Source organism: Streptomyces sp. SUK 48, from assembly GCF_009650765.1.
In the GTDB taxonomy this organism is placed as follows: domain Bacteria; phylum Actinomycetota; class Actinomycetes; order Streptomycetales; family Streptomycetaceae; genus Streptomyces.
In genome coordinates this window covers 540,337-565,851 of sequence record NZ_CP045740.1, presented here as the reverse complement: position 1 = coordinate 565,851, position 25,515 = coordinate 540,337, and the positions used below count along the sequence as shown (strand labels likewise).

Below are 25,515 nucleotides of genomic sequence, written 5' to 3'. Positions count from 1 at the left end.
TTCCTCGGGTCTCGTTACGGAAGGTCGTGGTGGGCGGGGTGCGCGTGGTGGGCGCCGTGTGTGTGGTGTGTGCGGTGGGACGTCCCGCGCCCCGGCAGGGCGAGCGCCGCCAGGGCCGCGGCGGCGAGCAGGGCGACGGCCAGGGCGTAGCCGTGGGCGGTGGTGCCGAGCCCGTAGTGCTGGGTGGCGGCGCCCGCGGCGATGGCGGGCAGGCTCATGGACAGATAGCTGAGGACGTAGTAGGCGGCCAGGGTCGCGGCGCGGTCCTGTTCGTCGAGCGAGGCGAGCGTCATGCGCAGCGCCCCTTGGGAGACGGCCCCGAACGCGACGCCCGCCAGGGCCGCGCCGCCGTAGACGGCGGGCAGGCCGAAGCCGTGCAGACCGAGCAGGCTCAGGGCCGCGGACGGCACGACGGCGAGGCTGCCGCCGGTGGCGGCGGCGCGCGGCGCGGTGCGCCGCAGCGCCCACACGGTGAGCGTGGCCGCGGCGGTGAGCACGAAGAAGACCAGGCCGCCGGCCGCCGGTGGGGCACCGGGGGCCACGAGGCGTACCAGCGCCGGCCCGAGGGAGGAGTAGAAGCCGCCCAGCGCCCAGACGGCGACGACGGCGGTGCCGACCGTCAGCAGGGCGCCGCGCGCCGACGACGGCACGGCGAGGCGAGGGCGCAGCGACCGCAGGGCACCGGCGTGCGCGCGGGCCGTCTCCGCGGTGAACGTGACCGCGACCGCCTGGGCGGCGAAGAGGGCCGCCAGCAGGACGTACACGGTGACCGTGGGCGCGGGGGCGAAGCGGACGAGGAGGGTGGAGACCAGGACGCCGACGGCCATGCCCGCCACCGGGGCGATGCTGTTGGTCAGCAGGGCCCGGCCCGGGCGCAGGGGGTCCTGGAGGTCGAGGAGGGCCGCTCCGGCGGCGCTGGTGGCCGCACCGGTGGCCGCTCCTTGCAGGATCCGGGCGCTGATCAGCGCTCCGGCGCCGTCCGCCGAGGCCAGCAGCGCCATGGCGGCGGCCGCCAGCAGCAGGGCGCCGACCAGGACGGGGCGCCGCCCGAGGTGGTCGGAGAGCGCGCCGGTGGTGAGCAGGGCCAGCAGCAGCGTCAGGGCGTAGGCGCTGAAGACCACGGTGATGGTGAGCGCGGACAGCCCCCAGGCGTCCTGGTAGCGGGGGTACAGCGGCGTCGGCGCGCTGGAGGCCGCGAGGAGGGCCGCCAGGATCGAGGCGTCCAGGGCGAAGGACGCCGCGCGCCGGGCGGTCCGGGTGCGGGCTCCCGGGCGGCTGGGGCCGGAGTGCGCGGGTGCGCTGGGTGTGACGGTGCACATGAGATTCCTCGGCGCTAAAAGCAATGGGTTTGCTTTAAGTCACCGTAGGCCCTACCATCGGCTAAAGCAAAACCTTAGCTTTTAGCCGAGGGGTTCCGTCCCCCCGGCCCCGAGGAGAGAGAAGTCCATGTCCTCCGTCGAGCTCACCCCGCCGGAAGCGGCCCGCTGGGCCGCCCGCACCGGGCTCCCGCTGCCTGCCGACCGCCATGCGGCGGTCGCGGCCATCGCCAACCACATCCACTCCGTCGTCGCGGTCCTGCGGGAGCTGGACTTCGGGGACACCCCGCCCGCCCTCGCCTACCGCGTGGAACAGGAGACGCACGATGCGACCGTATGAGCTGTCCCTGAGCGCGGCCGCCGAGGAGATCCGGGCCCGGCGGCTGTCCCCCGTCGAACTGACGGACTCCGTCCTGGAGCGCGTCGCACAGGTGGAACCGCACCTCCAGGCGTACGTCACCGTCACCGCCGAGCACGCCCGCCGGGCCGCGCGCGAAACCGAGGACGACATCGCGGCCGGCCGCCACCGCGGTCCGCTGCACGGCATTCCGATGGGCCTCAAGGATCTGATCGACGTCGCCGGCGTGGCGACCTCGGCCAGCTCCCGCGTCCGGGCCGACCACCGCGCAAAGGCCGACAGCACCGTCGCCGCCCGCCTGTCGGCGGCCGGGGCCGTGCTGGTCGGCAAGACGCACACCCACGAGTTCGCCTACGGGCTGACCACCCCGCAGACCGGCAACGCCTGGGACGCCGGCCGGGTCGCCGGCGGCTCCAGCGGCGGCTCCGCCGTCGCCGTCGCCGCGGGCGGCGCCACCTTCGCCCTGGGCACCGACACCGGCGGATCGATCCGGGTGCCCGCCGCGCTGAACGGAGTGGTCGGCCTCAAGCCGACGTACGGCCTCGTCCCCCGCCACGGCGTCACGTCCCTGTCCTGGTCGCTGGACCACGTCGGCCCGATCACCCGCACCGTCGCGGACGCGGCCCTCGTCCTGACCGCCCTGGCCGGACACGACCCCCGCGATCCCGCCTCGCTGACCGCACCCGGCACCGACTACCGGCCGGATGCGGACCCGGACCTGACGGGCCTGCGGGTGGGCGTGCCGCGCACCTACTTCTTCGACCATGTCGATCCCGAGGTGGAAGCCGCCGTACGGCACGCGATCGACCGGCTTCGAGAGCTCGGCGCAGTCCTCGTCGACGTCGAGATCCCCATGACCCGCTACATCCAGGCCACGCAGTGGGGCCTGATGGTGCCCGAGGCGACCGCCTACCACGAGCGCACCCTGCGCACGGTCCCCGAGCTGTACCAGGACGACGTCCGCATCCTCCTGGAGGCCGGCGAACTGATGCCCGCCGGGGACTACCTGCGCGCCCAGCGCGCCCGCACCCTCATGCGGCAGGAATGGACGCGCATGCTGCGGGACGTCGACCTGGTCGTCGCCCCCACCGTCCCGGCCACCGCGGCCAAGGCCGGCCAGGAGACGATCACCTGGGCCGACGGCACGGCCGAGGGCGTCTCCGACGCCTACGTACGCCTGTCGTCCCCCGCCGACATCACCGGGTTGCCGTCCCTGTCGGTACCGGTCGGCCACGACACGGCGGGTCTGCCGATCGGCATGCAGCTGCTCGGGCGACCGCTCGGCGAGAGCGTGCTCCTGCGGGCCGGCCACGCCTACGAGCGGACCCAGCCCGCCCGCGAGCTGGCGCCCGCGGTCTGAACGAGGCGCTTCGGCCCGGCCGGACCGTTCCCTCCGGGCCGAAGGCGCCGCCCCTCCCCGTCGCGTGCGCGAGGCGGACGGCGCGGGTGTGGGACGGAGGGGCGTGCGTGAGGCCGACGGCTGGCTAGACGCAATGATTTTGCTTTAAGGTGAGTGCTGTGAGCAGGCAGATGGTGCGTCCCGGTGGGCGCAGCGCCCGGGTCCAGGCGGCGGTCCACGACGCCGTCCACGAACTCGCCTCGGAAGTGGGCCGGGACGCCCTGACCGTGCCGATGGTCGCCCAGCGCGCGGGGGTGACGCCGTCGACGGTCTACCGCCGCTGGGGGGACCTCCAGGAACTGTTGTCGGACGTGGCGGTCGAGCGGCTGCGGCCCGACACCGCGCCGGGGGACCACGGCGCCCTGGCGTCCGACCTGACGGCCTGGGCCGAGCAGTTCCTCGACGAGATGGCCTCTCCCGCCGGTCGCGCCTACATCCGCGACGCCCTGCTCGGCGACCCGGACGGCAGCAATGCCGGCCAGTGCTCGGCCTACGCCGCCGACCAGATCGGCTTCATCCTCACCCGGGCGGCTGAACGGGGGGAGGAGACGCCGGGCGTCGAGACGGTCATCGACCGCGTCGTCGCGCCCATGATGTACCGCATCCTGTTCCGCCCGGACGGCCTCGACGCCACGTACGCGCGCCGGCTCGTGGCCGGGATCCTCGGTTGAGTTCCGCCGTCGGCGCCGGGGGTGCCGCTCTCGCTCGTACGCGCTGACCGGCTCCCGGCTCAGCGCACCCGGCCGCGTGGTTTCAACGGCACCGGCGGCAGCTCGGGCGCGTGCAGCGGGGCGCCGTCGTAGCCCTTCACCTCGCCGAAGCGACTGCCCTTGGCCCAGTCCTCACGGGCCTGTTCGATCTCCTCCTGCGTCCGCCCCACGAAGTTCCACCACATGATCAACTCCTCGGCGAAGGGTTCGCCGCCCAGGAGCACGACCCCGGCGTCGGACTCGGCGCGCAGGGGGAGTTCGGAGCGGCCGCAGCCGAGGTAGAGCATCGAGCCGGGCAGCACCGGTACGCCGTCCACATGGACCTCGCCGGACATCGCGAGGACGCCGTACTCGAAGTCGGGGTCCAGGGGCAGCCGGACCTCGGCGCCCCGGGTGAGCGCGAGGTCGGCGCCGACGATCGGGGTGTACGCCGTGCCGGGGGAGACGGCGCCGTCGAGGTCGCCGAGGAGCACCGTGGCGGTCAGCCCGGGCGCGGTGACCGTGGGCAGCTCGGCGTGGAACTCGAACCGCGGGTCCGTGTGCCGGTGCGCGTCGGGCAGCGCCACCCACAGCTGGGCGCCGTGGAGCAGACGGGCGTGCGGGCGGGGGCTCTGCTCGGAGTGGCTGATCGCGCGCCCCGCGGTCATCAGGCCCAGCTGCCGGGGCCGGATCGTCTGGAGGCTGCCCGTGGAGTCGCGGTGCAGCACCTCGCCCTCGTGCAGCCAGCTGACCGTCTGCAACCCGATGTGGGGGTGCGGCGGGACCTGCATGCCGGGCTCGTCGGCGATGTCGTCCGGGCCGTAGTGGTCGACGAAGGCCCACGCGCCGATCATGCGGCGGCCGAGGTTCGGCAGCAGCCTGCGCACCTCGGTCGATTCCCCCAGCCTGACGGGGCGGGGGCTCAGCAGCTCGCGGACGGGTTCGGCGACGACGAATCCACGGCCACCGCAGACGGTCGGCTCGGGCGCGCGGTCAAGGTTGCTCATGCCGCCCAACTTAGCGGTGCCGGTGCCGGACCGGTGAGCGCGGACGGGTGCAATTCGCCGGCGTGCTCACCGCGCGTGCGGCGCCGGGACGGAAGGGCTCGCCACGGGCGTGGGCGACGCGGAGCTCGGCACCGGTGAGGGAGTGCCCGCGGTCGGACGCGGGGGGTGGGCCGGCGGTGCCGGGCGGCTGCCGCCGTCGTGGAGGGCGAACAGGACGAGGGCCGCCACCGCCGCCAGCGCCAGCAGCCCCACCACGGTGCCGCGCAGCGAGGGACGGCGGACCCCGAGCGCGTCGGTCGGCGGGCGCAGGGGGCGCAGATCGGATGGTCCGACGGCGTTCGCGCGGGCGGCCAGGGCGGCGCGCAGCCGTTCCTCGACGGCCTCCCGGACGGCCCCGTCGACGGGTGAGTGGTTCATCGCAGACCCTCCAGTCGCCGGCCGAGCGCGTCCAGGGCCCGGCTGGCCGTGGACTTGACGGCCCCGCGCGACAGACCGAGCGTCGTCGCGATCTCGGCCTCCGTCAGATGCGACCAGTAGCGCAGCACCAGTACCTCCCGCTGGCGCCGGGTCAGGGTGCCCAGCGCCGCCAGCACCTCCCGGTGGTCCTCATGGATGAGCACGTCCTCCTCCGGCGCGGGCGCGTGCCCCTCCGGCACCGGAGGGTGCGCCCGTACGGTCCTGCGCCGGCGCAGCACCGAGCGCGCCGTGTTGACCACACTGGTCCGCAGGTACGCCTCCGGGTCGTCCAGGGCGGCGAGCCGATGGCCGTGCCGGCGGAACAGCGCGGTGAACGCGTCCTGTACGACGTCCTCGGCCGTGGGCAGATCGTCCACCAGCAGCACCGCCAGGCGCACCAGGGGCAGCCGGCGGTGGTGGTACAACTCCTCGATCCCGGGCGGGGGTTCGGGCGTGGCCGTCCCCGCGGTCGGGGGACACGGCCCGGACACGGTGTCCGTGTCCATGCCGATACGGGCGAGGAGCCGGGTGAACCGCCGCCGGAGCGAGGGGAGTCGGGCCGCTGTGACCCGTTCCCAGGGCAGGGCCGCCGGTGGTGTGGCTGTCGTCATGGATCTCCCGGGACCGGGTGCGGGGAACCGCCGTACGACGGCTCCCCGCACCCGCCCCTACCTCAGTGCTGCGGCGGAACCGGCGCCGGAACGGCCGGGCCGTGGTGCGGGTGCGCGGGCGTCGACGGCACCGGCGACGGGGACGCGGAGCGCGGCGGAGCCGGCACGGGCGACGGGGTCGCCGTACCGCCGGGCACCGAGGGGACGGGACGCGGGGTCGCCGTACCGCCCGGCACCGAGGGGACGGGACGCGGGGTCGCCGAACCGCCCGGGACCGACGGCACCGGCTTCGGCGTGGCCGCGCTGCCGGAGTGGCCCGCGGCGTGGTGGTCGGACTGCGCGGCCTGGGCGGCCACGGTGCCGGTGACGGCGAGCGCCGCGCCGAGCGCGGAGACCCCGAGGACGGTGCGCAGCTTGCGGGCGCGCAGCGGACGGGGGACACGGTGTGCGGACATGAGTTCCTTCGGGGCTGGTCGGACAACTGGACGAAAAGGAGGGCCTCCACCCGGACAGACGTCCGACCCCGGTCGAGGTTGCGGGTCCCGGCCGACGAATTTTCCGTACGGTCCCCACCGCCCCGACCACCACCGCGCCGGCCACCGCCCCCACACCCTCGCAACGCCCCCGCGCCCGTCAGTACACCCCCGCCCCCTCCTCCGCGGCCGTCACCGCCGCCGCATGGCCGAACAGCCCCGGCAGCCCCCCGGTGTGCACGAACACCGTCTTCTCACCGGGGAGTACGTCGCCGTCGCGCACCGCCGCCGCCAGTCCGGCCAGCGCCCGGCCCGTGTACGTCGGGTCCAGCACGATCCCCTCGGTGCGGGCGGCCAGCCGCAGCGCCTCGGTCACCGGCTCCGTCAGCGTCGCGTACCCCGCGCCCACCTGGTCCCGCCGTATCCGCAGCCGCTCCGCCGTGACCTCCCGCGAGGTGAGCGGCGCCGCGAACGCCACCACCGCGGCGGCCGGGTCGGGCAGCGCGCCCACGTCGACGCCGAGGACCCGGTCGGTGCCGAGGGCGGCGACCAGACCGGCCATGGTGCCGCCCGAGCCGAGCGCGACCACCGCCGTGCGCGACTCCGGCAGTTGGGCGCGCAGTTCCTCGCCGCAGCGCACATAGCCCCGGGCGCCCAGGGTCCCGGACCCGCCGAACGGGATCAGCGCGGGACGCCTCCCGTCCGCGCGCAGCCGGTCGCACACCTCGGCCGCGGCCGCGTCCAGACCCGCCTGGTCCACCTCGCCCGCCCAGGCGAGCCGGGCCCCGAACAGCCCGTCGAGCGCGAGGTTCCCGGAGCGGGAGGCCCCGGGGGAGCCGCGCAGCACCAGCACGACGGCAAGCCCCAGCCGGGCGGCCGCGGCGGCGGTCAGCCGGGCGTGGTTGCTCTGCGCGGCGCCCGTGGTCACCAGCGTGTCCGCGCCCTGCGCGAGCGCCGCGCCCACCGTCCACTCCAGCTTGCGGATCTTGTTGCCGCCCCCGCCCAGACCGGTCAGATCGTCCCGCTTGACCCACAGGTCCTCCGGGCCGAGCCCCAGCGCCGCGGCCAGCCGGGGCGCCGGTTCGAGCGGGGTGGGAAGGGTGCCGAGCGGCACGGGCGGGTGTGTCATGGGCGGTCCTCGGGGGAGGAGGGCCGGGACTCCCGGCACGGTGCCGGAGGACCGGAGCCCTCGGTGCGGAGACGACGGGGAGACGACGGTACGACGACCAGTCGATCACGGGAGATCGGGTACGTCACTCACGTCGCTCACACCGGCAGCAGCCGCCCCACCAGCCCCCCGAGCTGCCGCGCCGTACGGCACTCGTGCATCTCCACCAGGTCCGCGTACGCCGGCGCGGCCGAGTCCCCGGTGCCCCACTGTTCTGCCGGTTCGGGGTTCAGCCAGTACACGCGCCGGGCCCGCCGGGCGATCTCGCGGACCGCGGGCAGGTTCGGGTCGCTCTGGTTGGTGCGGGCGTCGCCGAGGACGAACACCGTGGTGCGCGGGCCCACCGCGGCGCCGTACCGCTCGGTGAACTCGCCCAGCGCCATGCCGTAGTCGCTGCTGCCGTGCCAGCCGGTGAGCGTGGCCTCGGCGCGGATGCGGGCGCCGAGGCCCTCGGGGTCGGCGCGGCCGTGGTCGAGCAGTCCGGTCACCTCGTCCAGGCGGTTGACGAAGGCGAACACCCGGACCTTGCCGAACTGGTCGTGCAGCGCCTGCACCAGCAGCATCGTGAAGTCGGAGAAGCCCGAGACCGAGCCGGACACATCGCAGAGCAGGACCAGTTCGGGGCGGACCGGACGGCGCCGGCGCAACACCGGCCGCATCGGGACGCCACCGGTGGACAACGAGGAGCGCAGGGTGCGGCGCAGATCGATGGTGCCGCGCGCGGCCCGGCGGCGGCGCGCGGCGAGCCGGGTGGCCAGCTTGCGCGCGAGCGGCTGGACGGCCCTGCGCAGCTCGGCCAGTTGCTCCCTGCTCGCGAAGAGGAAATCCACCCGGTCGGCCGTCGGGCGCACCGCGCGCCGCGCGATCTCGTCCCGTCCGCGCCGCTCGGCGACCCGGCGCCGCGCCTCCGCGCCGACCAGCCGCCTGAACTCCTCGATCCGGCGCCGGATCTCGTCGTCCAGCAACCGGTCGGCGAAGTCACCGCCGGCCCCCGCACCGGCCCGTACATCGGCCCGCACCCGGGCCAACAGGGTCTGCGGGCGCAGCCGTTCGAGGGTCTGGTACGCCGACCAGCCGTCCGACCCCGGTGAACTCCCGTACCCGCCGAACCCGTCGACCGCCTGAGCCGCCAACTGGGCCATCAGCGTGCGGTCGTCGGCCGCCAGTGCCTCGGCCAGCCGGTCGCGCAGGCCCTCGCGGTCGGCGGGACCGGCGTCCGGGGCGCCCACCCCGCGCGGGAAGTAGAGGTCGAAGACCGGGTCGAACACGGCGCGTTGGGCCGCACCGTGCAGCAGGGTCGCGGCCAGCCCCTCGCGCAGCAGCTCCCGGTCACCGAGTCCCAGCGCCTCGGCCGCCAGGGCCGCGTCCACCGTCTCCCCGGTGCCGATCCGCACCCCGTGCGCCCGCAGCGCCCCGACCAGGCCGGTGATCCGCTCGGCGGGGTCTGTCACAGCGCGTCCAGATCGAGCTTGGCCGCGGCCTTCTGGATGTCGTCCTGATGCTTGAGGATCACCCCGAGACTGTCCCGTACGACCGTCTCGTCCAGCGTGTCCGCGCCCAGCGCCAGCAGCGTGCGCGCCCAGTCGACGGTCTCGGCGACGGACGGCGCCTTGCGCAGGTCCATCGCGCGCAGCGCCCCCACCACCCGGACGACCGACTCCGCCAGCGCCTCGGGAAGGCCCGGCACCTTCAGCCGTACGATCCGCCGCTCCAGCTCCTCCTCCGGGAAGCCGATGTGCAGGAACAGGCAGCGGCGGCGCAGCGCCTCGGACAGCTCGCGGCCCGCGTTGGAGGTGAGCACGACGAACGGGCGGCGGGTCGCGGTGACCGTGCCCAGCTCCGGCACCGTGATCTGGAAGTCGCTGAGCACCTCCAGGAGCAGGCCCTCCATCTCGACGTCGGCCTTGTCGGTCTCGTCGATCAGGAGCACCGTCGGCTCGTCGCCGCGGATCGCGGTCAGCAGCGGGCGCGGGAGCAGGAACTCCTCGCTGAAGACGTCGGTCCGGGTCTCGTCCCAGCTCTCGCCGGGGCCCGCGCTGATGCGCAGCAGCTGCTTGGCGTGGTTCCACTCGTACAGGGCCCGGGACTCGTCCACGCCCTCGTAGCACTGGAGCCGCACCAGCCGCGCCTCGGCCACCTGGGCGACGGCCTTGGCCAGTTCGGTCTTGCCGACCCCGGCGGGGCCCTCCACCAGCAGCGGCTTGCCGAGCCGGGCCGCGAGGAACACGGTGGTGGCGACCGCGGGCGAGGCGAGGTAGCCGGTCTCGGCGAGGCGGGCGGAGACGTCGTCGACGGACGTGAACAACGGGGTCCTCCGGCGGGGTCGGGGCGAGCCGGGCGCGGAGTGCCACCCGAGCCCTCCTATCTAAGCGCTTGTTCAGCGCCCCTGTCACGCAGCGATTCCCGGCCGCTCGTCCGAGCGTCGTACGGCCGTCTCGCGTACGCCCCTCCCTCGTACGGCCCCCCACCGCGCGCACCCCGCCCCGCCCGCCGGTGCAATGGACCCGTGACCGCGGCCCCCGACGACTGTCTCGCGCGCAACGAATGGATCTGCGGCGCCTATCTGAGCAGCCGTCGCGGAATCCTCCTCGACGCGGTCGTCCAGCACCTCCAGCTGACCGCCCTGGCGGTCCTGATCGGCCTGGCCGTCGCGGTGCCGCTCGCGGTGCTGGCCCGCCGCTGGGGCTGGGCCGCCGGACCGGTGCTCGCCCTGACCACGATCCTCTACACCATCCCGTCCCTCGCGATGTTCTCCCTGCTGCTGCCCCTCTACGGCCTCTCCGCCACCCTGGTCGTCGCCGGCCTGGTGCTGTACTCGCTCACCCTCCTGGTCCGCAACCTGCTCGCGGGCCTGCGCGCGGTCCCGGAGGAGACCCGGCAGGCGGCGCGCGGCCTCGGCTACGGCCCCATCCGGCTGCTGCTCACCGTGGAACTGCCCCTCGCCCTGCCCGCCGCGATGGCCGGGCTGCGCATCGCCACCGTCTCCGCGGTCTCCCTGGTCACGGTCGGCGCGATCGTCGGCTACGGGGGGCTCGGCAACCTCGTCTACGCGGGCATGAACACCTACTTCAAGGCCCAGGTGCTCACCGCGTCCGTGCTCTGCGTGCTGATCGCGATCGCCGCGGACCTCCTGCTGCTGGGCGTACAGCGGCTGATCACCCCCTGGACCAGGGCGGCCGGCGCATGAGCACCCTCACCGCCACCTGGGACTGGCTCGCCGACCCCGCGCACTGGTCCGGCGACAACGGCGTGTGGCACCGGCTGCTCCAGCACCTCCTCCTCACCGTCGTCTGCCTCGTCCTGAGCTGCCTGATCGCGCTGCCCGTCGCCCTGGTCCTCGGCCATCTCGGCCGGGGCGGAGCGCTCGCCGTGAACATCTCCAACGTCGGCCGGGCCGTGCCCACCTTCGCCGTGCTGGTCCTGCTGCTGCTCACCCCGGTCGGCAACTGGGGCGAGGGCCCCACCGTCGTCGCCCTGGTGCTGTTCGCGGTGCCGCCGCTGCTCACCAACGCCTATGTCGGGATGCGCGAGGTCGACCGGGGAGTGGTCCAGGCGGCCCGGGGCATGGGCATGACCGGCCGCCAGCTGATGTTTCACGTGGAACTGCCCCTTTCGCTCCCTTTGCTGATGAACGGGGTGCGGATCGCCGCCGTACAGCTCGTCGCCACGGCCACCATCGCGGCGCTCGCGGGCGGCGGCGGACTCGGCCGGATCATCACCGCGGGGTTCAACCTCGCCAGCACGCCCCAGGTGGTCGCGGGCGCCCTGCTGGTCGCCGTGTTCGCGCTCCTCGTGGAGAGCGGCTTCGAGATCGCCGAACGGCTCGGGCCCGCCTGGGCGAGGGGAGGACGATGAGACGCGTCCTGGGTCTGCTGCTGCTCCTCGCCCTCACCGGCTGCGCCACCGGCCCCTCCCTGGAGAACCGCGGCCGGGTCACCGCGCCGCCCGGGGACAGCCACCACCTCATCATCGGCTCGGCCGGCTTCACCGAGAGCGACCTGCTCGCCCAGATGTACGCCCAGCTGCTGAACCGGGCCGGGTACACGACGTCGATCCTCACCGTCTCCAACCGGGAGCTGTACGAACCCGCCCTGGAGTCCGGCCAGATCGATGTGGTGCCCGAGTTCGCGGCCACCTTCGCGGACTGGCTGAACGCCAAGGTCCACGGCACCGACGCCCAGCCGGTCGGCTCACCCGACCTGGACACCACGATGAACGCCCTGCGCGCGCTCGCCGCCCCCCGCGGACTCACCGTCCTGCCCCCGGGCCGGGCCGTCGACCAGAACGCCTTCGCGGTCGGCGCCGACTACGCCCGCCGGCACCACCTCAAGACGCTCAGCGATCTCGGCGCCTCCGGACTGAAGGTACGGCTCGCGGCGGGCGACGAGTGCGTGCAGCGGCCGTACTGTGCCCCGGGCCTGAGACAGGAGTACGGCATCGACGTCACCGCCGTCGACCCCAAGGGCGTCGGCACCACCCCGGCCAAGCGGGCGGTGCAGCAGGGCCGGGACCAGATGGTGCTGACGACCACCACGGACGCCACCCTCGACCAGTTCGGCCTGGTCCTGCTCACCGACGACCGGCACCTCCAGAACGCGGACTACGTGGTCCCGGTCGTCAACCGCGCCCGCGCGGGCGGCGCCGGGGTCACCAGGGTCCTCGGCCGGCTCAACGAGGTCCTCACCACCGCCGACCTGGCCGACCTGAACGAGCAGGTCGACAGCTGGCGCAGGCTCCCCGCCGACGTGGCCCGCGCCTATCTCAGGGACAAGGGTCTGCTGAAGTAGACCCGCCCGCGTCCGCGGCCCTTGGCCTCACGCGTCGGACACCGAGTCGAAGGGCACCTGCCCGCGCGCCACGCCCCGCGCGTCCGCGTCCACCGAGCGGCGCAGCGCCTCGTGCAGCTTCGCCGGGGTCAGCACGCCGAGGAAGCGCGCCCCGTCGAGGACCGCGACCCACCCGGCGTCGTGCTGGAGCATCACCCCGAACGCCTGCTTCAGCGGCGCCCCGACCGGCACCCACGCGGTCATCCGATGGCCGAACTCCCCGACCGTGCCGCCCGCCGCCAGGTCCGCCACCCCGACCCAGCCGTGCAGATCGCCCCGCTCGTCCAGCACCACCGCCCAGCGCGCCCCCTGCTCGGCCAGCCGCTCCCGCGCCCGCTCGGCGGGCTCGTCCGGCCGGGCCACCGGCGGCTGCTGGAGATCGTCCGGCTCGATCGCGGTCACCGAGAGCCGCTTCAGCCCCCGGTCCGCGCCCACGAACGAGGCGACGTACGGCGTGGCGGGCGCCCCCAGCACCGCCCCCGGGGTGTCGAACTGTTCGATACGGCCCTGTCCGTACACGGCGATCCGGTCGCCGAGCCGGACGGCCTCCTCGATGTCATGGGTGACCAGCAGCACCGTCTTGCGCACCTCGGCCTGCATCCGCAGGAACTCGTCCTGCAACTGCTCGCGCACCACCGGGTCGACCGCGCCGAACGGCTCGTCCATCAGCAGCACCGGCGGATCCGCCGCCAGCGCCCGCGCCACGCCGACCCGCTGGCGCTGCCCGCCGGACAGCTGCTGGGGATAGCGCGGCCCGTAGGTCTTCGGGTCGAGGCCCACCATGTCGAGCAGCTCGGCGGCCCTGGCCCGCGCCTTCGCCCGCTTCCAGCCGAGCAGCGCGGGCACGGTCGCGGTGTTGTCCAGCACGGTGCGGTGCGGGAAGAGGCCCGCCTGCTGGATGACGTACCCGATACGGCGGCGCAGCCGCACCGGGTCGACGGCGGAGATGTCCTCGCCGTCGACGCTGATCCGCCCGGAGGTCGGCTCGATCAGCCGGTTCACCATCATCATGGTCGTGGTCTTGCCGCAGCCCGAGGGGCCGACCAGCGTCACCAGCTCGCCCTCCGCCACCTCGAAGGAGAGGTCGTCCACGGCCGTCGTACCGTCCGGGTAGCGCTTGGTGACCTGCTCGAACCGGATCATGTCCTCACGCTAACGGCGCCGCCGGTGCGACGCGCGCCGACGCCGGGCGCCGTGCCGGTGGTTCAGTCCGGTGGTTCAGCCGTCCAGCAGGATCACTTCCAGCGTGCGCGGCCCGTGGACGCCCTCCACCCGGTCCAGCTCGATGTCACTGGTGGCCGAGGGGCCGGAGATCCAGGTCAACGGGCGGGTGGGGGCCAGGCGTTCGAGGGCCTGCGGCACCGACGCCACGACCTGCGACGGGACGCGGACCACGCAGATGTGGTGGTCGGGGATCAGCGAGATACGGCGGCGGCCCTGGTCGGGGGAGCCGTCGAGGACGAGGGTGCCGGTCTCGGCGATCGCCACGGCGCAGCCGGTCACCACGCTGCCGACCCGGTCCAGGCGCTGCGGGGTGAGTTCCGCCCGGTCGTGGATCCGGACCGGGTCGGCGGCCGTCATCCACCAGTCCGGCAGCCCCGGCGGCACCAGCACCTCCTCGGCGCCGCGCGCGGCCAGCAGCCGGGTGATGAGGAGCGGCAGATCCGCCGCGTCGGCGCGGTGCACGATCGCCCGGTAGTCCGCGAGGTTCTCGGCCAGCAGATCGACGCTCTCCTCGACCGTCCGCTCCCCGTGCTCGCGCAGATAGTCCCGGGGCACGGCCTCCTCGTACGGCCGCTCGCCCGCGGGTACGTCGGCCAGCGCGCGCCGCACCCGGCCCAGGATCCGCTCCCTGCTGTTCACTTGGCGTCCTTTCCGCCGCGGGTGCGCTGCCACCAGTCGCGGAACGGCTCCGCGGGCAGCGTCGGCAGATCCCGGGTGTGGGACCACGCCCGGCCGGGACCCGGCAGGGTACGGGGGTGCAGCCGGCGGGAGCGGGAGGCGAGCCGCTGGCCGGTGCCCAGGGCGCCCGGGTGCCCGAACGCCCAGGCCGCCGCCCGCATCGCGGCCCGCTCGGCCGCGTGCCCCTTGGCCGGGCGCAGCACCACCTTGTTGCCGCCCCGCACCGCCGGGCCGCCCTCGACGACCCGTTCGCGCAGATGCACCAGCACCTCGGGGATGTCGATGGCGACCGGGCACACCTCGTAGCAGGCGCCGCACAGGCTCGACGCGTACGGCAGCGAGGCGTCGATCTCGCTCCCGGTGCCCCGGAGTTGGGGGGAGAGGATGGCGCCGATGGGGCCCGGGTAGACCGAGCCGTAGGCGTGTCCGCCGGCCCGCTCGTAGACGGGGCAGACATTGAGGCAGGCCGAGCAGCGGATGCAGCGCAGCGCCTGGCGGCCGACCTGGTCGGCGAGGGCGTCGGTGCGGCCGTTGTCGAGCAGCACCAGGTGGAAGGCGCGCGGGCCGTCCTCGTCGGTCGTGCCGGTCCACATGGACGTGTACGGGTTCATCCGTTCGGCGGTGGAGGAGCGGGGGAGGGTCTGGAGGAAGACCTCCAGGTCGCGCCAGGTGGGCACGATCTTCTCGATGCCGACGACCGAGATCAGCGTCTCGGGCAGGGTCAGGCACATCCGCCCGTTGCCCTCGGACTCCACCACGACCAGGGTGCCGGTCTCGGCGACCATGAAGTTGGCGCCGGAGACGCCGACCCTGGCCCGCAGGAACTTCTCCCGCAGATGCAGCCGGGCGGCCTCGGCGAGATCGGCGGGCGTGTCGGTCAGGTTCTCGGGCGCCGGGCGGCCCCACGCGGCCATCTCGTGCGCGAAGATCTCGCGGATCTCGCCGCGGTTGCGGTGGATGGCCGGGACGAGGATGTGCGAGGGGCGGTCCTTGCCCAGCTGCACGATCAGCTCGGCGAGATCGGTCTCGTAGGCGCGGATGCCCTCGGCCTCCAGCGCCTCGTTGAGCCCGATCTCCTGCGTGGCCATCGACTTGACCTTGACGACCTCCGACTCGCCGGTCTCCTCGACCAGCCGGGCCACGATCCGGTTGGCCTCGTCGGCGTCGGCGGCCCAGTGGACGGTGCCGCCGGCCGCGGTCACCGACGCCTCCAACTGCTCCAGATAGCGGTCGAGATGGCGCAGCGTGTGGTCCTTGATCCGGCGGCCCGCCTCGCGCAGCTCGGCCCAGTCGGCCAACTCCGCGACCGCGCCCGCGCGTTTGGCGCGGATGGTGTGGGTGGCGTGCCGCAGATTCCCGCGCAGGGTCGCATCGTCCACGGCGGCGCGCGCGGCCTCTGGAAAGGCAGGCATGCCGACGAATGTGCCGCTCATAGCGCCGGGTCCTCCTCGGTGCTCGCCAGGATCTCCGCGATGTGGACGGGCCGGATGCCCGCCCTGAGACGGGTCATGGTGCCGCCGATGTGCATCAGGCAGGAGTTGTCGGCGGCGCACAGCACCTCGGCGCCGGTCGACTCGGCGCTGCGCACCTTGTCCGTGCCCATCGCGGCCGAGACCGCGGCGTTCTTCACGGCGAAGGTCCCGCCGAACCCGCAGCACTCCTCCGCGCCCGGCAGCTCCACCAGGTCGAGGCCCGCCACGGCCTCCAGCAGGCGGCGCGGCCGGTCGCCGAGGGCCAGGCCGCGCAGGCCGTGGCAGGTGGGGTGATAGGTGACCGTGTGCGGATACCAGGCGCCCACGTCGGTCACGCCCAGCACGTCCACGAGGAACTCCGTGAGTTCGTACGTCTTCGGCACCACCGGCGCGACGGTCCGCGCGAGCGAGTCCCCGCGTCCCTCGGCCCTGGCCCGTTCGCCCATCCGGGGATACAGCTCCCGCACCATCGCCCCGCACGACCCGGAGGGCGTCACCACCGCCTCGTACTCCCCGAACACCTCCGCGAACCGCCGCGCCAGCGGCTCCGCCTCGTGCCGGTACCCGGTGTTGTAGTGCGCCTGCCCGCAACACGTCTGCCCCATCGGGAAGTCGACCTCGACCCCCAGTCTCGTGAGCAGCCTCACCACGGCCTTCCCGGTCTCCGGATAGAGCGTGTCATTGACACACGTCAGGAACAGGGCGACACGCATCGCGGCTCCTCGGGAGGGATCACGGGGCGCGACGCAGCCTAGTCGCCGCAGGGGCCGCGACGCGGACCGGGGACCGGGGCGTGGCGCGCGCCCTGGCATGTGCGGAAGTGCTCGCGGCGGGCGCCGATCCCGGGATTCTCGCCGACTACCTGGTGGACCGCCGGGTGGCCGCCAGGCCGCCGGCCCGCGCGAGGGGGACCGTCGGGGACGCGCTGGAGGCGGTCGTCGGCGCGGAGGCGCTGAAGGAGAGCGCGGAGGGCGCCTTCCGGTACTCCGGACATTCCGGACCCTGACGCCCGCCGCGGGCGCGCCGCGACCGACGCCGCGGCGGCCCGGCACCCGTCCACCCCGGCGCACCGCCCATGTGCTGAACTTGACCCGTCCGTCCCACCCCTCCCGGGAGACCCGTTGAGCATCAGCTACCGCCAGCCCGGCGTCGTTCTGACCGATCGCCGGTTCACCGTGCCCCTCGACCACGCCGATCCCGGCGGCGAGAGCATCGAGCTGTACGCGCGGGAGGTGGTCGCGGGGGACAAGGCGGGCAAGGAACTGCCCTGGCTGCTCTACCTCCAGGGCGGCCCGGGCTTCGGGGCGAATCGTTTCATCGGACGGGGGGCGTGGCTGGACCGCGCGCTCGACGAGTACCGCGTCCTGCTCCTCGACCAGCGCGGCACGGGCAGCTCCACCCCCGCCACCCGCCAGACCCTCCCGCAGCGCGGCGGCCCGGCCGCACAGGCCGACTACCTCGCCCACTTCCGCGCCGACTCCATCGTGCGCGACTGCGAGGCCGTCCGCGCCGAGGTCACCGGCGGCGCCCCCTGGACCGTGCTCGGCCAGAGCTTCGGCGGCTTCTGCACGGTGTCGTACCTCTCGCTCGCCCCCGAGGGCCTGGACACCGCCCTGATCACCGGCGGACTGCCCTCCCTCGACGCCCACGCCGAGGACGTCTACCGCGCCGCCTACCCCCGCATCGAACGCAAGGTCACCGCGCACTACGCCCGGTACCCGCAGGACATCGAGCGGGCCCGCCGCATCGCCGACCACCTGCTCACCCATGACGTGGTCCTGCCGAACGGCTACCGCCTCACCGTCGAGGCGTTCCAGTCCCTCGGCCTGATGCTCGGCAGCGGCGACGGCAGCCACCGCCTGCACCACCTCCTGGCCGACGCGTTCGTCCGCACCCCGGCCGGACCCGAGCTGGCGGACGCCTTCCAGGAGCAGGTGCAGAGCCTGCTGTCGTTCGCGGGCCACCCCCTCTACGCCCTCGTCCACGAGTCGATCTACGGCCAGGACGCCCGCCCCACCGCCTGGGCCGCCGAACGCGTCCGCGCCGAGTTCCCCCGGTTCGACGCCGCGAAGACCCTCGCGGGCGACGAGCCGCTGCTGTTCACCGGCGAGACCATCCACCCCTGGATGTTCGAGACCGACCCGGCCCTGCGCCCGCTGCGCGAGACCGCCGAACTGCTCGCCGCCCGCACCGACTGGACCCCGCTGTACGACCGCGACCGCCTCGCCGCCAACGAGGTCCCGGTGGCCGCGGCCGTCTACCACGACGACATGTACGTGGACGCCGGCCACTCGCTGGACACGGCCCGCGCCGTCCGCGGTCTGCGCACTTGGGTCACCGACGAGTTCGAGCACGACGGGCTGCGCAGCGGCGCGCCCCGGGTGCTGGACCGGCTGCTCGCCCTGGTCCGGGACGAGGTGTGACACGGCGGGTCCGGGCACCCTCGGCGGGCGCCCGGACCCCTCTGTCTCACGGCCTCACGCGGCGAGCGCGTGCCCCGGATGCAGGACGACCTTGGTGTAGCCCTCGATCCGCTTGTCGAACTTCTCGTACGCCTGCGGCGCCTGGTCCAGCGGCAGTTCATGGGAGACCACGAAGCTGGGCTTGGCCCGCCCGGCGATGATCAGATCGCGCAGCTGGCGGTTGTACCGCTTCACGTTGCACTGGCCGGTGCCCATCTTCTGGCCCTTCTCGAACATCTTGCCGATCGAGACCAGGAGCTGGCCGTGCTTGGCGTGCTCGTCGGGCCCGCCCGGGTCGGACGGCACATACAGCCCCGGCACGCCCAGCCTGCCGGTCGCCCGTACCGTCTCCACCAGCGAGTTCAGGACGATGGCCGGTTCCTCGTGGCTGGTGTCGTCGTGCGCCTGGGCCTGGTAGCCGACGGCGTCCACGCCCTTGTCCGTGCCCTCGCCGTTCGTCTGCGCCCTGATCTGCTCGGCGGGGTCGCCCTGGGTGAAGTCGATCGGGATGGCCCCGATCTCCTCGGCCTTGGCCAGCCGCTCGGGCACCCGGTCCACCACGAACACCTTGGACGCGCCGCGCAGCAGCGCCGAGTAGGCGGCCATCAGACCCACCGGCCCCGCGCCGTAGACGGCCACGCTCTCGCCGGGGGACACCTGGGCCAGCTCACAGCCGTGATAGCCGGTCGGGAAGATGTCGGCGAGCAGCACGAAGTCGGTCTCGAACTGTTCGCCCGGCGGGAGTTTCAGACAGTTGAAGTCGGCGAACGGCACCCGCAGGTGCTCGGCCTGCCCGCCCTCGTACGGGCCCATGGCCACATATCCGTAGGCGCCGCCGGCGAAGCCGGGGTTCACCGTCAGACAGAAGCCGGTCTCGCCGGCGAGGCAGTTCTTGCAGAATCCGCAGGCCACGTTGAACGGCATCACGACACGGTCGCCCACGGACAGCGAGGTCACACCGCTGCCGGTCTCCTCGATCACCCCGAGGTTCTCGTGGCCGAAGACGATGCCCGGCTCGGCCGCCGTGCGGCCCTCGTACATATGCAGGTCGGAGCCGCAGATCGCGGTCGACGTGACGCGTACGAGCACGTCGTTGGGGTGCTCGATACGCGGATCATCGACGTCTCGCACCGCCACGCTGAACGGCTCTTCGTAGACGACGGCTTTCACCTTGGTCACCTCCGCGTGGAACGCTGGACGGCGGCGGCGAGCCAGGGCCGGGGGAGCAGGCGTCGGACCCGGGCCCCCGGTACGTGCCGGAGCCCCCGTGCGCGCGCTTCACCGCCGGTACTTCCAGGTAACCCCCGTGGGGCAGGGGTCGCAACCCCCGGCCGGGCGGGCCGGGATTCCGGCTGGTCGGCGCCAGTAGGCTGTGCTCATGCCAGATCAGATAGCCGGGCTCGGGGAGCTGCGCGGGGATTGCGCGAGCTGCTTCGGGCTGTGCTGCGTCGCCCTGCCCTTCGCGGTGTCCGCCGACTTCGCGCTCGACAAGCCGGCGGGCCGGCCGTGCCCCAACCTCGCCGCCGACCACCGCTGCGGCATCCACGCCCGGCTGCGGGACAAGGGCTTCTCCGGCTGCACCGTGTACGACTGCTTCGGCGCGGGCCAGAAGGTCTCCGGGCACACCTTCGACGGGCAGGACTGGCGTACGGCGCCCGAGGACCGGGCCCGCCGGATGTTCGACGTGTTTCCCGTCGTAAGACAGCTGCACGAACTGCTCTGGTACCTGACCGAGGCGCTGACCCTGGCCGCCGCCCGGCCCGTGCACGCGGAGCTGCGACGGGCGCTCGGGGAGACCGAACGCCTCACCCTGCTGCCCGCCGAAAAACTGGCCCGCCTGGACGTCGCCGCGCACCGCTCGGAGATCAACGTCCTCCTGCTGCGCACCAGCGAACTGGTCCGGGCCGGGGCGAGCGGCGGCAAGGGCAAGAAGGACGGCAGGGGCAAGGACCGCCGCGGCGCGGATCTGATCGGCGCCCGGCTCCGGGGCGCCGACCTGCGCGGGGCGACCCTCCGCGGCGCCTGTCTCATCGCGGCCGACCTCACCGGCGCGGATCTGCGCGACGCCGACATGATCGGCAGCGACCTGCGCGACGCCGACCTCTCCGACGCCGATCTGACCGGCGCCTTCTTCCTCACCCAGCCGCAGGTGAACGCGGCCCGGGGAAACGCGGGGACGAAGCTGCCGGGGACGTTGAACCGGCCGGGGCACTGGGCCGGTGCGGCGGGGGAGTAGTACGGCAGCGGGGAAGCGACCGAGGCACCGCACACGTCGGCTGTCGCATCGGGGCGCCGGACGTGCGGCCGGGGCAGGCCATGGCGGCGCGCGGTTTCCCACTCGCCCGCCGGTGCGACAGCACGCCCCCGCCGCCGCGGCGATTCCCGAGCCGATGTGCCGGCAGGTGCACGGGTGCCGTGGCCCCGGGTCCGGCGTGCGACCCGGCCGACGGGGCACCGGCGCTCCGTCAGCGTTCCCGGAGCGGTCCGCGCGCCGGCGTCGCCCGGGCGGGCCGCACCGTGCCGGGCCGCCGAAGCTCTCCGAACCGGCCCCTGTCCGTCCCGGCACCACGCTGATCCCGCGTCACGCGGACCGCCGCCGAACCGTCATCCCCGGGTCCGCTCCCACGCCGCCCGGCCCACATCTGTGACGGCCCCCTCAACTCCCGCTCCCCGCAGCCCCTTCCGCATGCGCCGGGCAGCCGCCCCCGGGGGCCTCGCCGTTCGCCCGCTCCGGCGCCGCGTCCGGCCGCGCCGTCCGCTCGGGCGTCGCCCGGCGCGACAGCCGCAGCCGGAAGTCCTCCGGCATCAGGGTCAGCCGCTCGGTCACCTCCAGCCGGTACGCCGGGTCGGCGTGGAGGTCGTAGCGGCGCAGGAGGAGGGCGAGCACGAGGGTGGCCTCGTGGAGGGCGAACTGGCGGCCGATACAGGCGCGGAGCCCGGTGCCGAAGGGCTTGAAGGTGTGCGGGGCGCGGGTGCGCACCGCCTGGGGGGTGAAGCGGTCCGGGTCGAAGTCCTCCGCGTTCTCGCCCCAGACCGCGGGGTCCCGGTGCAGCATGGGCGTCAGGACCAGGGCCCACGCGCCCCGGAGCATCGGATGGTCCCCGGCGAGCACCGTGTCCCGGCGGGCCTCACGGGCGAACGCGGGCGCGGTCGGCCACAGGCGCAGCGACTCGTCGAGGACCCGCCGCACATAACGCAGCTTGGCCACCTGCTCGTAGCCCGGCCGCCCGGTGTCACCCCAGACGCGGTCCACCTCGGCGCGCGCCTTCGCCGCGATGTCCGGGTGCCGGGCGAGGTAGTACAGGGCGAAGGAGAGCGCACCGGACGTGGTCTCGTGCCCGGCGACCAGGAAGGTGATGACCTGCCGGCGGACGTTCCGCGCGGACAGCCTCTCGCCGGTCGAGGGGTGCTCCGTGGCCAGCATCCGGTCCAGCAGGTCCCCGGCACCGCCGCCCGACCCGCGCCGCTCCTCGACCAGGGCGTCGACCGTGCGGTTCAGATACGCCATGTCGGCCGCGTTGCGCCGGGCCGCGCCGCGCAGCAGCAGCGGGGCCAGCGGGCCGGGCACGGAGTTGAGCCGCTGGGCGTAGGTCAGCGTGCCGATCATCGCCGAGACGAAGGGATGCGGCCGGTCCCGCTCGAAGGAGCCGAAGTCGTGTCCGAACCCGGCCCGCGCGATCGTCTCCAGGGTCAGCTTGGTCATGTCCGCGGGCACGTCCACCGGGCGCCCCGCGGCCAGTTCCCGGTCCCAGCGGTCGGTCAGCCGCCCGGCGACCGCCAGCATCATCCCGTGGTAGCCCTCCATCGCGTCCCGGCTGAACCCGGGCACCAGGACGTCGTGCGCCAGCTGCCAGTTGGGCTCGTGGTTGTACGCGGTGAACAGACCGTCCCCGGCGACCGGCCGCAGGTTGGCCACGCCCAGCCCGACATGCTTGGCGAACCGGGACTCGTCGGCGAGATCGGCGGCCGGCCCCGCCCCCCACACCACCACGATCTCCTTGTTGAAGATCCGCCGCCGGAAAACGGGTCCCAGCTCGCGCGCGAACCGCATCGAGTCCTGGACGGGCTTGCGCCGGTCGACGCCCACCACATCGCCGAGCAGCGGCAGCCGGCGCGGCGGATGCGGGACACGGTCCAGTTCGGGCCACCCCAGCTCGGCACTCCGGAAGCCCTTCGGACGCTGCGGATCCCCGGTCGCGTCCGTGGTCCGCGCGCTCTCCGTCGTCTGCGCCATGACGCCGATCTCCCTTGACCCAGTGGGCCGTTGAGCCCCCGATACGCGCTTGTTGTACGTGGATTCAACAACGCCCTCAGTCTGGTCCGCTTGTTGAACCGACGTCAAGTAAAGTGACGCCATGCCCGCGAACCAGGGGGAACGCGCCCGGCGCCGCCTCAGCACCGGCGAACGCCGTGAGCAGCTGCTGACGGTCGGCGCGCGACTGTTCTCGGAGAGCCCGTACGACGAGGTGTGGATCGAGCAGGTCGCCGATCTCGCCGGGGTGTCCCGGGGGCTGCTCTACCACTACTTCCCGACCAAGCGGGACTTCTTCGCGGCGGTCGTGGAGCGCGAGAGCGAGCGGATGCTGCGCATGACCGCGGCCGAGCCGGGCGTGCCGGCCCGCGAGCAGCTGACCGCGGGACTCGACACCTACCTCGGCTACGTCGAGGCCCACGCCCACGGCTTCCGCGCCTTCCACCGCGCCGACGCCGCGGGCGACCAGGCCGTACGCAAGGTCTACCAACGGGCCCTGGCCGCACAGGAGAAGCAGATCCTCGCCGCCCTCGCGGCCGACCCCGAGTTCGGTCCGGTCTCCGAGCGCGCCCCCCATCTGCGGCTCGCCGTGCGGGGCTGGCTGGCCTTCACCACCGCCGTCTGCCTGGAGTGGCTGCGCGACGCCGAGCTGAGCCGGGACCAGGTACGCGACCTGTGCGCGCGGGCACTGCTCGGCTCCATCGCCTGAGCCCCGGCAGGGCCCTCCGGCGACCTCGTACGCCCGTTCCTGACTGTGTATTACCTATGAAGATTCCATGGGTTACCCATGGTGATGATCACGTTGTTTCGTGACTGACGCCGTTTTAGGGTCCCAGTCGACCACTTATTTTTGCGTTACATCTGTGCACGGGGGCTGGCAGATGATTCGTCTTCGTGCTGTCACCCGTGCCTGGAAAGGAACTCGGGTGACTCCTCGTATGCGCAGGATGCTTCCCGTCGTGGGGGTAGCTGCGGTTCTGGCGCTGGCGGGCGCGCCGATGCTCGCGTCCGCCGACCCGCAGCCGACAGGGGGCCCCGCAGGAGCCACGCCGCCGTCCGCGGTGGAGGACTACGCCTATCCGAACGCGGATCAGATCCAACGGGACAACGGCATCAAGCTGATCAAGGGCGACGGACACATCACGTTCGCCGCGTGCGACGACTCCGCCCAGCAAATCAAGGTCCTCACCGTGCAGGGGCAGAGCGGCAATCCGCAGGGCGCGTACTGCTTCAAGGCGAACGCGAAGACGGGGTATCTCACCCTCGAACTGGGGCGGGTGTTCGCTCTGGAGACGGCCGACCACCCCATCAGCGCGGACTTGAGGCCGCAGGCGGATCCGTCGGCGCCCGTCAAGACGGTGACCGTGGACAAGAACGGCTACCAGAGCGTGGGCGAGGGCGCGGCCGGTGGTGCGCCGACCGTGCTGCTGGAACTGCGGATCACCGGCTGACCCGGTCCACCCGCCCGTTCTCCCTCCGTTCTCGCACGACAGCAAGGAACTTGTCATGTCTGGTTTTCGTCCGCGTACCGTGTGGACCGGCGGCCTCATCGCCGCCACGTCGCTGGCCGTCTCCCTGACCGCCGCACCCGCCATCGCCGTATCCGGTCCGGCCGCTTCCGCCACGGTCTCGGCCTCCACCGCCCGGCTCGACATCGGCGGCCGGCGCGGTTGTTCGGCCACCCTGGTGGCCCCGCAGTGGGTGCTGACCGCCGCGAGCTGCTTCACGGACACACCGGGCGGCGCGCTTGCCTCCGGCGCGCCGAAGCTGAAGACGACCGTCACCCTCGGCGGCAGCGCCGAGCAGGTGGTGAGCCTGGTGCCGCGCACGGATCGCGACGTGGTCATGGCCCAACTCGCCAAGCCCGTCACCGGTATCACTCCCGTCCAGGTGGCGGCCGCTGCGCCTGCCGCCGGGGACGAGGTCCAGGCCGCGGGGTTCGGACGCACCCATGACGAATGGGTGCCCGGCCAGGTCCACGCGGCCGCCTTCACCGTCCAGAACACCACGGCCACCGCCCTCGATCTGGCCGGCAAGTCGGACGGCGCCGCCCTCTGCAAGGGCGACACCGGCGGTCCGGTGTTGAGCGGCACGGGGGCGGTCGTGGGTGTCAGCAGCCTGTCCTGGCAGGGTGGTTGTCTGGGCACCGATGCGGCCGAGACCCGCACCGGCGCGGTGGCCGCAAGGGTCGACGACCTGTCCTCCTGGGTGCAGCAGGTCGTCTACGCCCCTGTCTTCGCGGCCGCCCCGTGGAAGCACGCGGTGCACCTCACGGCCGGCTACTACACGGGTGATTCCGCGGGCGGCACCCGCCACATGGACATGATCGTCGTCTGGGACGACGGCGAGGTCACCCTCTACCAGGGTGGTTACGGCAACGACCCCGCTCGCCCCTTCGCCGCGGAACACCAATTGCAGCCCGGGAAAAGCGTCTGGACCCACGCCGTCGACGTGACCAGCGCGAACACCGGCGGCCGCACCGACGGAGTCGTGGTGCGCTGGACCGACGGCGAGATGACCCTGTACACCTCCGTCGATACCAAGGGCCTCCACGGTGAGAAGCAGCTCGCCCCGCCGAACACCGCCGCGTGGAAGGACGACGTCCAGCACCTGACCGTCGGCCGCTTCACCGCGAACGGCCTGCGCGACGACCTGCTGGCCACCTGGAAGGACGGCCACGTCTCCGTCTTCGGCGACCTGGCGGCCAACGGACTGAAGAAGCAGACCCAGACCGTCGCCAAGAACACCACCTGGCCCCACGCCGAGAATCTCGCCTCTGGCTTCTTCACCGGCAAGGACACCGACGACCTGCTGGTGCGCTGGACCGACGGCGAGACCACCATCTACCCCGGCATGAGTGCCAAGGCCCTGCCCGGTGAGATCAAGGTCCGGCCCGCCAAGTCGTACTGGACCAACGCGGCCGCGATCACCGCCGGCGCCTTCACCGTCAACACCACCGCCAACGACATCCTCGTCCGCTGGAACGACGGCCACGTGAGCCTCTTCACCGGCGTCGACGCCAAGGGCCTCCACGAGGAAATTCCGCTCGCGCCCGTCGGCTGACACATCGGAACCCGGTCTTTTGGGGGCGGCTCGCGGGTGACCGTGCGAGCCGCCCTGGCAC

Annotated in this window: 26 protein-coding genes; 12 read left to right on the top strand and 14 right to left on the bottom strand. The window is 73.6% G+C overall.

Annotated features, from left to right (window positions below; translation table 11 throughout):
• Positions 1 to 14: 14 nt before the first annotated feature.
• Positions 15 to 1,319: an MFS transporter gene (locus GHR20_RS02565; protein ID WP_153812043.1), complete on the bottom strand. Its 1,305-nt coding sequence runs from the start codon at positions 1,317 to 1,319 to the stop codon at positions 15 to 17.
• A 127-nt stretch (positions 1,320 to 1,446) separates the two neighbouring features.
• Between GHR20_RS02565 and GHR20_RS02560 the strand changes: the two genes are divergently transcribed.
• The 3 genes from GHR20_RS02560 to GHR20_RS02550 all read left to right on the top strand — a co-directional run bounded on the left by GHR20_RS02560 (position 1,447) and on the right by GHR20_RS02550 (position 3,744).
• Positions 1,447 to 1,656 carry a hypothetical protein gene (locus GHR20_RS02560; protein ID WP_111587251.1) on the top strand — a complete coding sequence of 70 codons (210 nt, stop codon included), beginning with the start codon at positions 1,447 to 1,449 and terminating at the stop codon, positions 1,654 to 1,656.
• The gene (locus GHR20_RS02555) at positions 1,643 to 3,034 is read left to right on the top strand and encodes an amidase (RefSeq protein WP_153812042.1); all 1,392 of its coding nucleotides are present in this window, start codon (positions 1,643 to 1,645) and stop codon (positions 3,032 to 3,034) included. Before GHR20_RS02560 ends, GHR20_RS02555 begins: the two co-directional genes overlap by 14 nt.
• Before the next feature lie 170 nt (positions 3,035 to 3,204).
• Positions 3,205 to 3,744, top strand: coding sequence for a TetR/AcrR family transcriptional regulator (locus GHR20_RS02550; protein ID WP_153815795.1), 540 nt, complete (start codon positions 3,205 to 3,207; stop codon positions 3,742 to 3,744).
• Between the two features lie 59 nt (positions 3,745 to 3,803).
• On the opposite strand, the gene GHR20_RS02545 is transcribed toward GHR20_RS02550, so the two are convergent.
• The 7 genes from GHR20_RS02545 to GHR20_RS02515 form a co-directional block, all read right to left on the bottom strand.
• Positions 3,804 to 4,769: a pirin family protein gene (locus GHR20_RS02545; RefSeq protein WP_153812041.1), complete on the bottom strand. Its 966-nt coding sequence runs from the start codon at positions 4,767 to 4,769 to the stop codon at positions 3,804 to 3,806.
• A 66-nt stretch (positions 4,770 to 4,835) separates the two neighbouring features.
• Complete coding sequence (locus GHR20_RS02540) at positions 4,836 to 5,186, bottom strand: hypothetical protein (protein ID WP_153812040.1); 351 nt, start codon at positions 5,184 to 5,186, stop codon at positions 4,836 to 4,838.
• Positions 5,183 to 5,836, bottom strand: a complete 654-nt coding sequence (locus tag GHR20_RS02535; protein WP_153812039.1) for a SigE family RNA polymerase sigma factor — start codon at positions 5,834 to 5,836, stop codon at positions 5,183 to 5,185. The genes GHR20_RS02540 and GHR20_RS02535 overlap by 4 nt, the downstream gene beginning before the upstream one ends.
• Positions 5,837 to 5,898: 62 nt before the next feature.
• Positions 5,899 to 6,291, bottom strand: coding sequence for a hypothetical protein (locus GHR20_RS02530; RefSeq protein WP_153812038.1), 393 nt, complete (start codon positions 6,289 to 6,291; stop codon positions 5,899 to 5,901).
• A gap of 178 nt (positions 6,292 to 6,469) precedes the next feature.
• Entirely contained in the window at positions 6,470 to 7,438 is a 969-nt protein-coding gene (locus GHR20_RS02525; protein ID WP_153812037.1) for a pyridoxal-phosphate dependent enzyme, read from the bottom strand.
• A gap of 137 nt (positions 7,439 to 7,575) precedes the next feature.
• A complete protein-coding gene (locus GHR20_RS02520; RefSeq protein WP_148024798.1) occupies positions 7,576 to 8,928 on the bottom strand; it encodes a VWA domain-containing protein in 1,353 nt (450 codons plus the stop codon).
• A complete protein-coding gene (locus tag GHR20_RS02515; protein ID WP_153812036.1) occupies positions 8,925 to 9,782 on the bottom strand; it encodes a MoxR family ATPase in 858 nt (285 codons plus the stop codon). The genes GHR20_RS02520 and GHR20_RS02515 overlap by 4 nt, the downstream gene beginning before the upstream one ends.
• A gap of 201 nt (positions 9,783 to 9,983) precedes the next feature.
• Here GHR20_RS02515 and GHR20_RS02510 point away from each other — a divergent pair, with 201 nt between their 5' ends.
• From GHR20_RS02510 to GHR20_RS02500, 3 genes are read left to right on the top strand one after another with little or no spacing between them, the layout of a single operon-like run.
• Positions 9,984 to 10,664, top strand: a complete 681-nt coding sequence (locus tag GHR20_RS02510; protein WP_111581782.1) for an ABC transporter permease — start codon at positions 9,984 to 9,986, stop codon at positions 10,662 to 10,664.
• The gene (locus tag GHR20_RS02505; RefSeq protein WP_111581781.1) at positions 10,661 to 11,332 is read left to right on the top strand and encodes an ABC transporter permease; all 672 of its coding nucleotides are present in this window, start codon (positions 10,661 to 10,663) and stop codon (positions 11,330 to 11,332) included. The genes GHR20_RS02510 and GHR20_RS02505 overlap by 4 nt, the downstream gene beginning before the upstream one ends.
• On the top strand, positions 11,329 to 12,264 hold the full coding sequence (locus GHR20_RS02500; RefSeq protein WP_153812035.1) for an ABC transporter substrate-binding protein: 936 nt from the start codon (positions 11,329 to 11,331) through the stop codon (positions 12,262 to 12,264). The genes GHR20_RS02505 and GHR20_RS02500 overlap by 4 nt, the downstream gene beginning before the upstream one ends.
• A 27-nt stretch (positions 12,265 to 12,291) precedes the next feature.
• Here GHR20_RS02500 and GHR20_RS02495 read toward each other — a convergent pair whose 3' ends face one another.
• From GHR20_RS02495 to GHR20_RS02480, 4 genes are all read right to left on the bottom strand, one after another.
• Positions 12,292 to 13,446: a betaine/proline/choline family ABC transporter ATP-binding protein gene (locus GHR20_RS02495; protein ID WP_153812034.1), complete on the bottom strand. Its 1,155-nt coding sequence runs from the start codon at positions 13,444 to 13,446 to the stop codon at positions 12,292 to 12,294.
• A 75-nt stretch (positions 13,447 to 13,521) separates the two neighbouring features.
• Positions 13,522 to 14,166, bottom strand: a complete 645-nt coding sequence (locus GHR20_RS02490; RefSeq protein WP_153812033.1) for a lactate utilization protein C — start codon at positions 14,164 to 14,166, stop codon at positions 13,522 to 13,524.
• Positions 14,163 to 15,638: a LutB/LldF family L-lactate oxidation iron-sulfur protein gene (locus GHR20_RS02485; RefSeq protein WP_153812032.1), complete on the bottom strand. Its 1,476-nt coding sequence runs from the start codon at positions 15,636 to 15,638 to the stop codon at positions 14,163 to 14,165. Before GHR20_RS02485 ends, GHR20_RS02490 begins: the two co-directional genes overlap by 4 nt.
• A complete protein-coding gene (locus GHR20_RS02480) occupies positions 15,635 to 16,390 on the bottom strand; it encodes a (Fe-S)-binding protein (protein ID WP_153812031.1) in 756 nt (251 codons plus the stop codon). The genes GHR20_RS02485 and GHR20_RS02480 overlap by 4 nt, the downstream gene beginning before the upstream one ends.
• A gap of 80 nt (positions 16,391 to 16,470) precedes the next feature.
• Here GHR20_RS02480 and GHR20_RS02475 point away from each other — a divergent pair, with 80 nt between their 5' ends.
• Together GHR20_RS02475 and GHR20_RS02470 are read left to right on the top strand one after the other, a co-directional pair.
• A complete protein-coding gene (locus GHR20_RS02475) occupies positions 16,471 to 16,683 on the top strand; it encodes a hypothetical protein (RefSeq protein WP_153812030.1) in 213 nt (70 codons plus the stop codon).
• 115 nt (positions 16,684 to 16,798) lie between these two features.
• The gene (locus GHR20_RS02470; RefSeq protein WP_153812029.1) at positions 16,799 to 18,100 is read left to right on the top strand and encodes an alpha/beta fold hydrolase; all 1,302 of its coding nucleotides are present in this window, start codon (positions 16,799 to 16,801) and stop codon (positions 18,098 to 18,100) included.
• A gap of 54 nt (positions 18,101 to 18,154) precedes the next feature.
• Here GHR20_RS02470 and GHR20_RS02465 read toward each other — a convergent pair whose 3' ends face one another.
• Positions 18,155 to 19,309 (bottom strand): glutathione-independent formaldehyde dehydrogenase, encoded by a 1,155-nt coding sequence (locus tag GHR20_RS02465; protein WP_111581991.1) that lies wholly within the window; start codon positions 19,307 to 19,309, stop codon positions 18,155 to 18,157.
• Positions 19,310 to 19,517: 208 nt separating this feature from the next.
• On the opposite strand from GHR20_RS02465, the gene GHR20_RS02460 reads away from it, so the two are divergent.
• Entirely contained in the window at positions 19,518 to 20,375 is an 858-nt protein-coding gene (locus GHR20_RS02460) for a pentapeptide repeat-containing protein (protein ID WP_153812028.1), read from the top strand.
• A 420-nt stretch (positions 20,376 to 20,795) separates the two neighbouring features.
• On the opposite strand, the gene GHR20_RS02455 is transcribed toward GHR20_RS02460, so the two are convergent.
• Positions 20,796 to 22,373 (bottom strand): cytochrome P450, encoded by a 1,578-nt coding sequence (locus GHR20_RS02455; protein WP_153812027.1) that lies wholly within the window; start codon positions 22,371 to 22,373, stop codon positions 20,796 to 20,798.
• A 121-nt stretch (positions 22,374 to 22,494) separates the two neighbouring features.
• Here GHR20_RS02455 and GHR20_RS02450 point away from each other — a divergent pair, with 121 nt between their 5' ends.
• The 3 genes from GHR20_RS02450 (at position 22,495) to GHR20_RS02440 (ending at position 25,454) form a co-directional block, all read left to right on the top strand.
• Positions 22,495 to 23,100, top strand: coding sequence for a TetR/AcrR family transcriptional regulator (locus GHR20_RS02450; protein ID WP_153812026.1), 606 nt, complete (start codon positions 22,495 to 22,497; stop codon positions 23,098 to 23,100).
• Between the two features lie 250 nt (positions 23,101 to 23,350).
• The gene (locus GHR20_RS02445) at positions 23,351 to 23,842 is read left to right on the top strand and encodes a hypothetical protein (RefSeq protein ID WP_243877870.1); all 492 of its coding nucleotides are present in this window, start codon (positions 23,351 to 23,353) and stop codon (positions 23,840 to 23,842) included.
• 55 nt (positions 23,843 to 23,897) lie between these two features.
• Entirely contained in the window at positions 23,898 to 25,454 is a 1,557-nt protein-coding gene (locus GHR20_RS02440; protein ID WP_153812025.1) for a S1 family peptidase, read from the top strand.
• The last annotated feature ends 61 nt before the right edge of the window (positions 25,455 to 25,515 follow it).

Excerpts from the sequence above, each read along its gene's own strand:
- GHR20_RS02480 (WP_153812031.1), bottom strand. The coding sequence starts at position 16,390 with ATGCGTGTCGCCCTGTTCCTGACGTGTGTCAATGACACGCTCTATCCG.
- GHR20_RS02495 (WP_153812034.1), bottom strand. The coding sequence starts at position 13,446 with ATGATCCGGTTCGAGCAGGTCACCAAGCGCTACCCGGACGGTACGACG.
- GHR20_RS02500 (WP_153812035.1), top strand. The coding sequence starts at position 11,329 with ATGAGACGCGTCCTGGGTCTGCTGCTGCTCCTCGCCCTCACCGGCTGC.
- GHR20_RS02535 (WP_153812039.1), bottom strand. The coding sequence starts at position 5,836 with ATGACGACAGCCACACCACCGGCGGCCCTGCCCTGGGAACGGGTCACA.
- GHR20_RS02440 (WP_153812025.1), top strand. The coding sequence starts at position 23,898 with ATGTCTGGTTTTCGTCCGCGTACCGTGTGGACCGGCGGCCTCATCGCC.
- GHR20_RS02565 (WP_153812043.1), bottom strand. The coding sequence starts at position 1,319 with ATGTGCACCGTCACACCCAGCGCACCCGCGCACTCCGGCCCCAGCCGC.
- GHR20_RS02460 (WP_153812028.1), top strand. The coding sequence starts at position 19,518 with ATGCCAGATCAGATAGCCGGGCTCGGGGAGCTGCGCGGGGATTGCGCG.
- GHR20_RS02560 (WP_111587251.1), top strand. The coding sequence starts at position 1,447 with ATGTCCTCCGTCGAGCTCACCCCGCCGGAAGCGGCCCGCTGGGCCGCC.
- GHR20_RS02505 (WP_111581781.1), top strand. The coding sequence starts at position 10,661 with ATGAGCACCCTCACCGCCACCTGGGACTGGCTCGCCGACCCCGCGCAC.
- GHR20_RS02530 (WP_153812038.1), bottom strand. The coding sequence starts at position 6,291 with ATGTCCGCACACCGTGTCCCCCGTCCGCTGCGCGCCCGCAAGCTGCGC.
- GHR20_RS02540 (WP_153812040.1), bottom strand. The coding sequence starts at position 5,186 with ATGAACCACTCACCCGTCGACGGGGCCGTCCGGGAGGCCGTCGAGGAA.
- GHR20_RS02450 (WP_153812026.1), top strand. The coding sequence starts at position 22,495 with ATGCCCGCGAACCAGGGGGAACGCGCCCGGCGCCGCCTCAGCACCGGC.
- GHR20_RS02545 (WP_153812041.1), bottom strand. The coding sequence starts at position 4,769 with ATGAGCAACCTTGACCGCGCGCCCGAGCCGACCGTCTGCGGTGGCCGT.
- GHR20_RS02555 (WP_153812042.1), top strand. The coding sequence starts at position 1,643 with ATGCGACCGTATGAGCTGTCCCTGAGCGCGGCCGCCGAGGAGATCCGG.
- GHR20_RS02525 (WP_153812037.1), bottom strand. The coding sequence starts at position 7,438 with ATGACACACCCGCCCGTGCCGCTCGGCACCCTTCCCACCCCGCTCGAA.
- GHR20_RS02550 (WP_153815795.1), top strand. The coding sequence starts at position 3,205 with ATGGTGCGTCCCGGTGGGCGCAGCGCCCGGGTCCAGGCGGCGGTCCAC.
- GHR20_RS02485 (WP_153812032.1), bottom strand. The coding sequence starts at position 15,638 with ATGAGCGGCACATTCGTCGGCATGCCTGCCTTTCCAGAGGCCGCGCGC.
- GHR20_RS02455 (WP_153812027.1), bottom strand. The coding sequence starts at position 22,373 with ATGGCGCAGACGACGGAGAGCGCGCGGACCACGGACGCGACCGGGGAT.